This is a genomic window from Pigmentiphaga daeguensis, from assembly GCF_039523035.1.
GTDB lineage: Bacteria > Pseudomonadota > Gammaproteobacteria > Burkholderiales > Burkholderiaceae_B > Pigmentiphaga > Pigmentiphaga daeguensis.
In genome coordinates, this window is the sequence record NZ_BAAAEN010000008.1 from 172,557 (window position 1) to 184,581 (window position 12,025).

Annotated in this window: 8 protein-coding genes; 3 read left to right on the plus strand and 5 right to left on the minus strand. The window is 66.1% G+C overall.

All coding sequences use genetic code 11. The features are described from left to right. Nucleotides 1-143: 143 nt before the first annotated feature. The 4 genes from folD to ABD104_RS12895 all read right to left on the minus strand — a co-directional run bounded on the left by folD (nucleotide 144) and on the right by ABD104_RS12895 (nucleotide 4,615). On the minus strand, nucleotides 144-986 hold the full coding sequence (gene folD, locus ABD104_RS12880; RefSeq protein WP_132980344.1) for a bifunctional methylenetetrahydrofolate dehydrogenase/methenyltetrahydrofolate cyclohydrolase FolD: 843 nt from the start codon (nucleotides 984-986) through the stop codon (nucleotides 144-146). Between the two features lie 78 nt (nucleotides 987-1,064). Beyond that, complete coding sequence (locus tag ABD104_RS12885) at nucleotides 1,065-1,514, minus strand: FMN-binding negative transcriptional regulator (RefSeq protein WP_343927643.1); 450 nt, start codon at nucleotides 1,512-1,514, stop codon at nucleotides 1,065-1,067. 99 nt (nucleotides 1,515-1,613) lie between these two features. Beyond that, nucleotides 1,614-2,237, minus strand: a complete 624-nt coding sequence (locus ABD104_RS12890; protein ID WP_087839517.1) for a response regulator transcription factor — start codon at nucleotides 2,235-2,237, stop codon at nucleotides 1,614-1,616. Then, nucleotides 2,237-4,615, minus strand: a complete 2,379-nt coding sequence (locus ABD104_RS12895; RefSeq protein ID WP_132980343.1) for a PAS domain S-box protein — start codon at nucleotides 4,613-4,615, stop codon at nucleotides 2,237-2,239. Before ABD104_RS12895 ends, ABD104_RS12890 begins: the two co-directional genes overlap by 1 nt. A gap of 270 nt (nucleotides 4,616-4,885) precedes the next feature. Here ABD104_RS12895 and aceE point away from each other — a divergent pair, with 270 nt between their 5' ends. From aceE to lpdA, 3 genes are all read left to right on the plus strand, one after another. After that, nucleotides 4,886-7,600: a pyruvate dehydrogenase (acetyl-transferring), homodimeric type gene (gene aceE, locus ABD104_RS12900; RefSeq protein ID WP_087839518.1), complete on the plus strand. Its 2,715-nt coding sequence runs from the start codon at nucleotides 4,886-4,888 to the stop codon at nucleotides 7,598-7,600. 112 nt (nucleotides 7,601-7,712) lie between these two features. Continuing rightward, nucleotides 7,713-9,380, plus strand: a complete 1,668-nt coding sequence (aceF, locus tag ABD104_RS12905) for a dihydrolipoyllysine-residue acetyltransferase (protein WP_343927633.1) — start codon at nucleotides 7,713-7,715, stop codon at nucleotides 9,378-9,380. 10 nt (nucleotides 9,381-9,390) lie between these two features. Then, nucleotides 9,391-11,208 (plus strand): dihydrolipoyl dehydrogenase, encoded by a 1,818-nt coding sequence (lpdA, locus tag ABD104_RS12910; protein ID WP_132980341.1) that lies wholly within the window; start codon nucleotides 9,391-9,393, stop codon nucleotides 11,206-11,208. Between the two features lie 97 nt (nucleotides 11,209-11,305). Here lpdA and ABD104_RS12915 read toward each other — a convergent pair whose 3' ends face one another. Next, the gene (locus ABD104_RS12915; protein ID WP_132980340.1) at nucleotides 11,306-12,019 is read right to left on the minus strand and encodes an SDR family NAD(P)-dependent oxidoreductase; all 714 of its coding nucleotides are present in this window, start codon (nucleotides 12,017-12,019) and stop codon (nucleotides 11,306-11,308) included. Nucleotides 12,020-12,025 lie beyond the last annotated feature (6 nt).

The following is a 12,025-nucleotide window of genomic DNA, read 5'->3' on the forward strand; positions in this document are numbered from 1 at the left end:
CAGGGGAGGGCACCATCCCGGGAACAGGGGGACAAGAACGCCGCCCCTTGCCAGCCTGTTGGTTTCCAGGATGCGGTGGATCCGGCTCCGCCGGTCCGCCCGCATCGCCCCCTGGGGGGCGCCCGAAGGGCGTAGGGGGGGGCCTACCCCTCAGCAGATTCCAGCGTATTGGCCAGCAGCATCGTGATCGTCATCGGGCCGACGCCGCCCGGGACCGGGGTGATCCAGCCGGCCACTTCCGAGACGCTGGCGAAATCGACGTCGCCGCATAGCTTGCCGGCCTCGTCGCGGTTGATGCCCACGTCGATCACCACCGCGCCGGGCTTGACCATGTCGCCGGTCAGCGTGTTGCGGCGGCCCACGGCGGCCACCACCACGTCGGCCTGGCGGGTATGGTAGGCGAGGTCGGGCGTGCCGCTGTGGCATATCGTGACCGTGGCGTTGGCCTGCAACAGCAGCAGCGCCATGGGCTTGCCCACGGTGTTGCTGCGGCCGATGACCACGGCATGCTTGCCGCGCAGGTCGTAGCCGGTGCTTTCGATCAGCTTCATGCAGCCGTAGGGCGTGCACGGACGGAAGCCTTTCAGCCCCGCCATCAGCTCGCCGGCGCTGAGCACGGAGTAGCCGTCCACGTCCTTGCGGGTGGAAATGGCCTCGATCACCTTGTGCGGGTCGATGTGCCTGGGCAAGGGCATCTGCACCAGGATGCCGTGGATGGCGGGATCATGGTTGAGCAGGTCGATGCGGGCCAGCAGCTCGGCCTCGGTCATCGTGGCCTCGTACTTCTCCAGCACCGAATGGAAGCCCGCGTCGTGGCACGCCTTGACCTTGTTGCGCACGTACACGTGCGAGGCCGGATCGTCGCCCACCAGGATCACCGCCAGGCCGGGACGCCTGCCCTGGCGCGTGAGTTCGGCGGCGCGCTGGGCGATGTCGGAGCGGATCTGCTTGGAGAGTTCGTTGCCGTTGATGAGGCGTGCGGGCATGGCGGTCTGAAGGCAAAGAGGAGTGGGGGAACGAGGGCGCTGGCGCCTGGGGCATTTTAGCGCACGGGGGCCGACGCTTCAGCCAGGCGTGCCGGTTTCCACCGCCTTCATCACCGCCGCCACGGCCCTGTCCCCATCCCGCCCGGACGCTTCCAGGCCGGCCACCACGCCCCGCCGGTCGGCTTCGCTGCGGTTCTGGCTCATCTTCCACTTGGCCTGCAGCCGCGCGATGGGCATTTCCAGTCCGACGATGGCCGCCAGCCTTTCCTGCAGGAAGGCCGGCGGCGCGTCGCTCATCTTCCACGGGGCGTCGCGGCCCTGCTCGAACATCCGCGTCAGCCGGCCCACCACGCCGGCCACCCAGCCGGGATCGTCATGCACGATGATCCGGCCGCGGGCATGCACCACGGCGTAGTTGTAGGTGGGCACGACTTCGTGGGTCGTGCGCTTGGTTTCGTACAGGCTGGGCGATACGTAGGCGCTGGGGCCCTGGAAGACGACCAGGCTCTCGGCCTGGGAATCCGCCAGTTCCCGCCAGACCGCCCTGCGGGACCCGGCCCCCTTGGGGGCTGCCGCGTAGCGGCTGGGGGCCCCACCATTCCGGGCGCGCGTAAGCGCGTAGGGGGGCTATCCCTGCGGCCGATGGTGCAGGGCCACCTTCATCAGGTCGGCCACGGTCGTGACCTGCAGCTTTTCCATGATGTTGGCGCGATGCGCCTCGACGGTCTTGATGCTGATGCCCAGGTCGTCGGCGATCTGCTTGTTCAGGCGGCCGGCCACGATGCGTTCCAGTACCTGCTGTTCGCGCACGGTCAGCCGGGCCAGCAGGGCCTCGTGGCCGCGCCGGGTGGCTTCGTCGGCCGCGCGGGAATGGGCCTGCTCCAGCATGTTGGCGATGATCTGGCGCAGGTCCGCTTCGTTGAAGGGTTTTTCCAGGAAATCCACCGCGCCTTTCTTCATGGTGGAGACCGCCATGGGCACGTCGCCGTGGCCGGTGACGAAGACGATGGGCAGGGTGGACTTGCGGGCGAGCAGTTGTTCCTGGAGCTCGAGCCCGGTCATGCCCGGCATCCGGACGTCGGCGATCAGCACGCCGATCACCTCGGGGTCGTACTCGGCCAGGAAGCGTTCCGAACTCTCGTAGGCCCGTACCCGGTAACCGTTGGCTTCGAGCAGCCATCGGAGAGAATCTCGCACGGCTTCGTCGTCGTCGACTATGAAGACCGTGCTGGATTGGGGCGTATTGCTCATCAGGTAAGCTCCTTGGGTGCGGATTCCAGTTCGGGGGCGGGTCCGGTCGGCAGGATCGGACGTACCCACGGAAGCGTGAACTTGAAGATCGTGCCTCCGGCGGGATTGGCTTCGGCCCACAGCCGGCCGTGGTGGAACTCGATGATCGTGCGGCAGATGTTCAGGCCCATGCCCATGCCTTCCGACTTGGTGCTGTAGAAAGGCTCGAACAGCCGTTCGGGGTCGGCCAGCCCATGGCCGGTATCGGTGACTGCCACTTCAACCATGTCGTCGCGCACGTTCGCTTCCACCAGCAGTTCCCGCCCCTCTGAATCCTGCATGGCCTCCAGGCCGTTTTTCATCAGATTCAGGACCACCTGTTCGATCAGGATAGGATCGGCAAGAACGTCCGGCAACTGTTCGGGTATTTTTTGAATGATATCGATCCGCCGGGTCCGGGACTCGATCCCGGCAAAACCGACCGCATTATCCACGATCGTGGGCAGGCTGACCCGCTGGCGCTTGGGCTCGCTCCGCTTCACGAATTCGCGTATGCGGCGGATGATCATACCTGCACGCTGGGCCTGTGCGGTGGTTTTTTCCAGGGCCGGCAGCAATTTGGCCGGATCGGTATCGCCGGCGCGTACCAGCGCCACCACGCCCATGCTGTAGTTGTTGATGGCCGTCAGCGGCTGGTTCAGCTCGTGCGCCAGCGACGAGGCCATTTCGCCCATGGTGATCAGGCGGCTGGTGAGCTGGATCTTCTCCTGCTGGGCGCGGGACGCTTCCTCGGAGGCCCGGCGCTCGGTGATGTCGCGCGCCACCTGCATGCGCACCCGGCGTCCGTCCACCCATTGCAGCATGCGATGGCGCACCTCGAACCAGCGGTGCGTGGACGAGGAATACACTTCGATTGCTTCATCGGTGAAACGGCCGCGCCGGCCGGCGGACAGTTCGTCGTGCCCGGTGGGCTGCGAACCCAGCACGCGGCGGTAGGTCTTGTTGGCGAACAGCAGTTCCGAGCCCTTGGGGGTCTCGGCCGTGACCGAGATGGCGTCGTCCAGGCCCTCGAGCACGGTCATGAAGCGTTCGTGGGCGGCGGCCAGGGCCTCGCGGATGCGCTTGGGCTCGGTGATGTCGGTCATGGACGTCATCCACCCGGTCTGCACGCCACGCTGGTCCAGCAGCGGCGACACGTACATCCGCGCGAAGAAGATCGAGCCGTCGCGCCGCTGCGCCTCCATCTCGAAGCCGCTGCTGGGGGCGTTGCCCGACAGCAGCATCTCGGTGTTGCGCCACTGGGCGGCATGGTCGCCCTGGGGCCAGTAGGGGTAGGGCGGCGGCCGGCCCAGCAGGTCGGCCTCGTCCCAGCCCATCATCCGGCAGAAGGCCGGGTTCACATAGGTAATGCGGCCTTCCATGTCCAGCACCCGCATGCCGGTCAGCATGGAGTTCTCCATGGCGCGGCGGAAGGCGGTCTCGGCGATCAGGGCCTGTTCGGCCTGGGAACGGAAGCGCGTGTGGCGCCACAGCGCGAACAGGCTCCATATGATGACCGCCGACAGCGACACCACGACCCAGACCAGCATGGTCTGCGAGGTGTCGGTTTGCGTGCGGTAGCCGCGCGCGCTCAGCATCATGCCGTTGCCCGGCGGGTCCAGCGGCACTTCGTAGGCGTTGATGGCGCCCTTGTCCGCGCGCGACGACGAGGACACCAGCGGCATCTCGTTGCCGTCCAGGATGGAAACCTTGTACTTGCGCTGGGTCTCCTGCGGGATCAGGTGCTGCAGGATGGCGTCCACCGAATACACCGTGGCCAGCGTGCCCAGGAAGCGTTCGTCCTGGAACACCGGCACGTACAGGTCCAGGTAGACCTCGTTGTACTGCCCCCGGTAGGGGCGGGAATACGCCGGCCGGTGCTCGTCGCGGGCGATCTCGAAGGCGCGGAAGGCCTCCGGCTCGGCCGCGCCGGGGGCGCTCATGCGGAAGGTCTGGCCCGCGCGCCGGTCCGGCGTCGAGACCCAGACCGCCTTGCGGTCGGCGTTGATCCAGGCCACGTGGATGATCTCGGGATGCTCGACCTGCAGTTCCCGGGCATCGTCCAGGAAGCGGCCCTCGGTCATGCTGGTGCGCACCAGGTCGCGTCCCAGCGCGCCCATGCGGTCGCGCGCCGCCAGCATGCGCAGGCGCATCGATTGCTGCGCCCAGTCGACGTCCCGCACCAGCGTGCCGTAGCGCTGGGCGTCGTCGCGGGCATCCAGCCACCACAGGATCGAGCCCATGACGCAGACGAACAGCCCCAGCGCGATGGCGGGCGTCAGCCAATACCAGCTGCGCCGGCGCAGGCGCCCCAGATCCTTGAACGGGGCGGGAATATTGGAAGGATGAACGGTAGACATGAAGAAAGTTTACGCACAGTGTGGTGCGTTCGGAGGCCCGCTGTTTTATTGCAGCGCAGAATGCTTTTATCCGGGTTTCGTGGTAGATTTCACATTGTGGTAAATGATATCGTAAAGCGAAATTTTTATTGCATGGAAGGCTTCCTGCCTTCTAGAATCGCGCCGGAGTTGCGAGGGCCCTAGTTTTACATAGGCGAAGGCCGCCAACAGCGACTTAACCCTCGGATGGCTACGAGCCGTCCGGATGTCACAGAGACTCAGGAGACAGGCATGTCCGCTCTTCCTCAGGTCGGGGCCGGTATAACCGCCGCCAACGACGAAGATACCCTGGAAACCCAAGAATGGCTCGAAGCCCTGGAAGCGGTTCTGGATCGCGAAGGCCCTGAGCGCGCGCATTACCTGCTGGAACGCCTGATCGACCTGGCCCGCCGTTCCGGCGCCTACATCCCGTTCTCGCCGAACACCGCCTACGTCAACACCATCCCGCCGCACATGGAGCCGGCGCATCCGGGCAAGCTGGATCTGGAAAACCGCATCCGCTCGTACATCCGCTGGAACGCGATGGCCATGGTGGTCAAGGCCAACCGGCTGCATCCGCCCGATGGCGGCGACCTGGGCGGCCACATCGCCTCGTTCGCCTCGCTGGCGACCATGATCGAGACCGGCCAGAACCACTTCTGGCACGCCGAGACCGAAAACCGCGGCGGCGACCTGGTCTACTTCCAGGGCCATTCCTCGCCCGGCGTGTACGCCCGCGCCTTCCTGGAAGGCCGCCTGTCGGAAGACCAGCTCAACCATTTCCGCCAGGAAGTCGACGGCAAGGGCCTGTCGTCCTACCCGCATCCGAAGCTGATGCCCGACTTCTGGCAGTTCCCGACCGTCTCGATGGGCCTGGGCCCCCTGATGGCCATCTACCAGGCCCGTTTCCTGAAATACCTGCACGCCCGCGGCATCGCCGACACCAGCAACCGCAAGGTCTGGGTGTTCTGCGGCGACGGCGAAATGGACGAGCCCGAGTCGCTGGGCGCCATCAGCCTGGCCTCGCGCGAAAAGCTGGACAACCTGGTGTTCGTGATCAACTGCAACCTGCAGCGCCTGGACGGCCCGGTGCGCGGCAACGGCAAGATCATCCAGGAACTGGAAGGCGAATTCCGCGGCAGCGGCTGGAACGTCATCAAGCTGATCTGGGGCGGCTACTGGGATCCGCTGCTGGCGCGCGACAAGGAAGGCATCCTGCGCCAGATCATGGAAGAGACCGTCGACGGCGAATACCAGGCCTACAAGGCCAACGACGGCGCGTTCGTGCGCGAGAACTTCTTCGGCAAGCACCCCAAGCTGCTGGAGATGGTCAGCCGCATGAGCGACGAGGACATCTGGCGCCTGAACCGCGGCGGCCATGACCCGCACAAGGTCTACGCCGCGTTCGACGCCGCGCAGAACAGCCAGGGCCGCCCGACCGTCATCCTGGCCAAGACCATCAAGGGCTACGGCATGGGCGCCGCCGGCGAGTCGCGCAACCCCGCGCACCAGCAGAAGAAGCTGGACGACGACATCATCCGCGCCTACCGCGACCGCTTCAACATCCCGGTGCCGGACGACAAGCTGGGCGAACTGCCGTACTTCAAGCCGTCCGACGAATCGCCGGAAATGAAGTACCTGCACGAGCGCCGCCAGGCCCTGGGCGGCTACCTGCCGCACCGCCGCCAGAAGGCCGACGAGCACCTGCCCGCGCCGGCGCTGTCGACCTTCCAGGCCGTGCTCGATCCCACCGCCGAGGGCCGCGAGATCTCGACCACGCAAGCCTTCGTGCGCATCCTGACGCAACTGCTGCGCGACAAGACGCTCGGCCCGCGCGTCGTGCCCATCGTGCCCGACGAATCGCGCACCTTCGGCATGGAAGGCATGTTCCGCCAGATCGGCATCTACGCCCACGAAGGCCAGAAGTACGTGCCCGTGGACAAGGCGCAGGTCATGTACTACCGCGAGGCGGAAGACGGCCAGATCCTGGAAGAGGGCATCAACGAAGCGGGCGCGATGAGCTCGTGGATCGCCGCGGCGACGTCCTACTCGTCGAACAACCGCATCATGGTGCCGTTCTACATCTATTACTCGATGTTCGGCTTCCAGCGCATCGGCGACCTGGCCTGGGCCGCCGGCGACATGCAGGCCCGCGGCTTCATGCTGGGCGGCACCGCCGGCCGCACGACGCTCAACGGCGAAGGCCTGCAGCACGAGGACGGCCACAGCCACCTGATGTCGGCCACCATCCCCAACTGCGTGTCGTACGACCCGACCTTCGCGCACGAACTGGCGGTCATCATCCAGAACGGCCTCAAGCGCATGGTGGAAGACCAGGAAAACGTCTTCTACTACATCACGGTCATGAACGAGAACTATGCCCAGCCGGGCCTGAAGGCCGGCGACGAAGAGGGCATCATCCGCGGCATGTACCAGTTGAAGAAGAGCGAGGCCAAGGCCGAGCATCGCGTCCAGCTGCTGGGTTCGGGCACCATCCTGCGCGAAGTCATCGCCGCCCAGGAACTGCTCGAGAAGGACTGGGGCGTTGCCGCCGACGTCTGGAGCGTGACCAGCTTCACCGAGCTGCGCCGCAACGGCCTGGACGCCGATCGCCACAACCTGCTGCATCCGACCGAGAAGAAGGCCCAGGTCGCCTACGTGACCGAAGTGCTGGAAAAGACCGAAGGTCCCATCGTCGCCTCGACCGACTACATGAAGTCCTTCGCCGACCAGATCCGTCCGTTCATCCCCAGGGGCCGCACCTACAACGTGCTGGGCACCGACGGGTTCGGCCGTTCCGACTTCCGCGCCAAGCTGCGCGAACACTTCGAGGTGGATCGCCACTTCGTCACGCTGTCCGCCCTGAAGGCGCTGGCCGACGAAGGCAAGATCCCGGTGAAGAAGGTGGCCGAGGCCATCAAGAAGTACGGCATCAACCCCGAGAAAGCCAACCCTCAACACGCGTGATCGATGGCCGGGATGGGTAAGATAGGGACTGCCCCTGTCTTGCCCGCCCGGCCGGCGCGCGCCTGCCTGCGGCGGGGGCGCCGGTGGGGTCCGGCTTTCTGGAGACTACAGAATGAGTAATGTGAGCGAGCTGAAAGTCCCCGACATCGGTGATTTCAGCGAAGTCGAAGTGATCGAGATCCTGGTCTCGGTGGGCGACACCATCAAGGCCGAGCAAAGCCTGGTCACGGTCGAGTCCGACAAGTCGTCCATGGAAATCCCGGCCGCCGCCGGCGGGGTGGTCAAGGCCATCAAGGTCAAGGTCGGCGACAAGGTCAGCGAAGGTACGCCGCTGGTCGAGATCGAAGCCGCCGGCGGCGCCGAGGCGCCCCAGCGGGAAGCGGCGCCTGCCAAGGCCGAAGCGCCCGCCGCCGTGCCCGCCGCCAAGCAGGAAGCCGCGCCGCAGGCCGCGCCGGCCGCCGCGCCCGCCCAGGGCGGTGGCGAGGAAACCGTGGTCGTGCCCGACATCGGCGACTTCAAGGACGTCGAAGTCATCGAACTGCTGGTCAAGGCCGGCGACAAGGTCTCGGCCGAGCAAAGCCTGGTCACCGTCGAGTCCGACAAGTCCTCCATGGAAATCCCGACCTCGGTCGCAGGCGAAGTCACCGAGGTGCTGGTCAAGGTCGGCGACAAGGTATCCAAGGGTAGCCAACTGGTGAAGGTCAAGACCGGTGCCGCCGCCGCTGCCGCGCCGGCCGCCAAGGCCGAGAGCGCGCCGGCTCCCGCCGCCAGGGCCGAGGCGCCGGCGCCCGCCGCGCCGGCCGCCGCGCCCGCGGCCAAGCAGCCGCCCGTGCCGGCCGACTCCGCCGTCGAACACGCGCCTTCCAAGGCCCATGCCTCGCCGTCCGTGCGCAAGTTCGCGCGCGAACTGGGCGTGGACCTTTCCAAGGTGCCCGCCACCGGTCCCAAGGGCCGCATCACGCCCGACGACGTGCGCAACTTCGTCAAGAAGGCCCTGGCGGGCGGCGCCGCCGCAGCGCCCGCGGCCGCCGGCGGCTCGGGCTCCGGCCTGGAAGTGCTGGCCTGGCCCAAGGTCGATTTCGCCAAGTTCGGCGAAGTCGAGGCCAAGCCGCTGTCGCGCATCAAGAAGATCTCCGGCGCCAACCTGCACCGCAACTGGGTGATGATCCCCCACGTCACCAACAACGAGGATGCGGACATCACCGACCTGGAAGCCTTCCGCGTCCAGCTCAACAAGGAAAACGAGAAATCCGGCGTCAAGGTCACGATGCTCGCGTTCCTGATCAAGGCCGTCGTCTCGGCGCTAAAGAAATTCCCCGAGTTCAACGCCTCGCTGGAAGGCGACAACCTGATCCTGAAGAAGTACTTCCACATCGGTTTCGCCGCCGACACGCCCAACGGGCTGGTGGTGCCGGTCATCCGCGACGCCGACAAGAAGGGCGTCCTGGAGCTGGCCAAGGAAACCTCCGAACTGGCCAAGAAGGCGCGCGACGGCAAGCTCTCGCCCTCGGAAATGCAGGGCGGCTGCTTCTCGATCTCGTCGCTGGGCGGCATCGGCGGCACCAGCTTCACGCCCATCATCAACGCGCCCGAAGTGGCCATCCTGGGCGTCAGCCGTTCCACCATGAAGCCCGTCTGGGACGGCAAGCAGTTCGTGCCGCAACTGACGCTGCCCATGTCGCTGTCGTACGACCACCGCGTCATCGACGGCGCCGCCGGCGCCCGCTTCAACGCCTACCTGGCCTCGGTGCTGGCGGACTACCGCCGCATCCTGCTGTAAGGAGCCCGAGATGGCGATAGAACTCAAGGTACCCGACATCGGCGACTTCAAGGACGTCGAAGTCATCGAGATCCTGGTGGCCGTGGGCGACACCATCAAGGCCGAGCAAAGCCTGATCACCGTCGAATCCGACAAGTCCTCCATGGAAATCCCCGCCGCGCAGGGCGGGGTGGTCAAGGCCATCAAGGTCAAGGTCGGCGACAAGGTCAGCGAAGGCTCGGTGCTCGTCGAGGTCGACGCGGCCGAAGGCGCCGCCGCGGCCAGCCCGGCCCCGGCCGCGGACGGCAAGTCGCGTACCGGTTTCCCCAAGGTCGAAGTGGCGCCCGCCGCCATGCACGAACTGGGCGAACCGACCTCCGACAAGCCGGATCCCGACCCCGTCCCGCTGCCCGCCGCCGCCAGCTTCGGCGGCAAGGCCGACCAGAGCTTCGACGTCGTGGTCCTGGGCGCCGGCCCCGGCGGCTACTCCGCCGCCTTCCGCGCCGCCGACCTGGGCCTGAAAGTGGCCCTGGTCGAACGCTATTCGACCCTGGGCGGGGTCTGCCTGAACGTCGGCTGCATTCCCTCCAAGGCCCTGCTGCATACCGCGGCCGTGGTCGAGGAAGCCGCCAAGATGGCCGAGCACGGCATCACCTTCGGCAAGCCCGAAATCGACCTGGACAAGTTGCGCAAGTTCAAGGACGGCGTCGTCGGCAAGCTGACCGGCGGCCTGGCGGGCATGGCCAAGGCCCGCAAGGTCACCGTGGTGACTGGCGTCGGCGCCTTCGTCGGCCCCAACCACATCGAAGTGCATGGCAAGGACGGCAAGCAGGTCATCCAGTTCGCCAGCGCCATCATCGCCGCCGGCAGCCAGTCCGTGAAACTGCCCTTTGCCCCGGAAGACGAACGCATCGTCGACTCCACCGGCGCACTGCTTTTGAAGCGCGTGCCCAAGAAGATGCTCATCATCGGCGGCGGCATCATCGGCCTGGAAATGGGCACGGTGTACTCGACCCTGGGCGCCAGGCTCGACGTCGTCGAAATGCTGGACGGCCTGATGCAGGGCGCCGACCGCGACCTGGTCAAGGTCTGGCAGAAGATGAACGAACACCGCTTCGACAACATCATGTTGAAGACCAAGACGGTGGGCATCGAGGCCAAGGCCGATGGCATCTGGGTCACCTTCGAGGGCGAGAAGGCCCCCAAGGAACCCCAGCGCTACGACCTCGTCCTGCAGGCCGTCGGCCGCAGCCCCAACGGCAAGAAGATCGGCGCCGACAAGGCCGGCGTGCAGGTGGGCGACCGCGGATTCATTCCGGTGGATTCCCAGATGCGCACCAACGTGCCGCACATCTACGCCATCGGCGACATCGTCGGCCAGCCCATGCTGGCCCACAAGGCCGTGCATGAGGGCCACGTGGCGGCGGAAGCCGCGGCCGGCCAGAAGAGCCACTTCGACGCCACCGTCATCCCCTCCGTGGCTTACACGGATCCGGAAGTCGCGTGGGTGGGCCTGACCGAGGACGAAGCCAGGAAGCAGGGCCGCAAGGTCACCAAGGGCATGTTCCCCTGGGCCGCTTCGGGCCGCGCCATCGCCAATGGGCGCGACGAAGGGTTCACCAAGCTGCTGTTCGACGAAGAGACGCACCGGATCGTGGGCGGCGGCATCGTGGGGACGAATGCCGGCGACATGATCGGCGAGGTCGCCGTGGCGATCGAGATGGGGGCGGATATGGTGGATATCGGGAAGACCATCCATCCGCATCCGACCCTGGGCGAGTCGATCGGGATGGCGGCCGAGGTGGCGGAAGGGGTGTGTACGGATTTGCCGCCGGTCAGGAAGAAGTAGGGGTGTCGTAGTTTGAAAAAAAAGGCCGCACTTTGTGTGGCCTTTTTTGTTTTTTGCGGCAGCCAGGGGAACGGGTGCCTTGATGAGTCGGCCATGATCACCACCGAACGGTTCGACCACAATAGTCGAGGTATTCGAGGCCGGGATGGCCCCGTTTGGTCAGAAGCACGTTCACAACCCCGGGAACACTTTCCTCGATCGACAATCTCCCCTCAGGGCCTCCCAGGTCGGTGCGCACCCAACCCGGCGCGATCAGCAGCATGGCCCGTGGCGTTTGCGCTTGACGCGCGGCAAAGCTGCGCATGAATTGGTTCAAGGCTGCCTTGCTGCCACGGTAAACCTCCCGCTGGCCGGATTCGTTGTCGGCGATACTGCCTTGTCCGGATGACATGACCCCGATCAGGCCGGCCGGCGTGACAAGGTCGGACAAGCGCTCGACCACCCGCATCGGGCTAAGTGCATTGGTGATCATGAGATTCACGAAATCCTCCGTCGAGACCTCACCGATGGTCTGAGTCGGGTCAGGATTGGTCGTCCCGGCATTGACAAACAGAATGTCGAACATCCGGCCGGACAGGCGCTCGTGTAAGGATCGGATCTGCTCGGGTCGGGTAATGTCCAGCATTTCAATGTCGACCCGGTCCGGATGCGCATCGGCCAAATCGTGCAAGAGAGTCCGGCCGCCACCGGCGCGGACTGTGCCCACGACGTGCCAGCCGTTTTTCAGGAATTCGGCCGCCATGGCGTGGCCGAGGCCGCGCGAGGCGCCGATGAGCAGGACGGTGGGGGTGTGAACCGATGCTTGGGGCATGGGATT

Bases quoted from the DNA above. Each gene is read 5' to 3' on its own strand.
- folD (WP_132980344.1), bottom strand. From the start codon at position 986: ATGCCCGCACGCCTCATCAACGGCAACGAACTCTCCAAGCAGATCCGC.
- ABD104_RS12890 (WP_087839517.1), bottom strand. From the start codon at position 2,237: ATGAGCAATACGCCCCAATCCAGCACGGTCTTCATAGTCGACGACGAC.
- ABD104_RS12895 (WP_132980343.1), bottom strand. From the start codon at position 4,615: ATGTCTACCGTTCATCCTTCCAATATTCCCGCCCCGTTCAAGGATCTG.
- aceE (WP_087839518.1), top strand. From the start codon at position 4,886: ATGTCCGCTCTTCCTCAGGTCGGGGCCGGTATAACCGCCGCCAACGAC.
- aceF (WP_343927633.1), top strand. From the start codon at position 7,713: ATGAGTAATGTGAGCGAGCTGAAAGTCCCCGACATCGGTGATTTCAGC.
- lpdA (WP_132980341.1), top strand. From the start codon at position 9,391: ATGGCGATAGAACTCAAGGTACCCGACATCGGCGACTTCAAGGACGTC.
- ABD104_RS12915 (WP_132980340.1), bottom strand. From the start codon at position 12,019: ATGCCCCAAGCATCGGTTCACACCCCCACCGTCCTGCTCATCGGCGCC.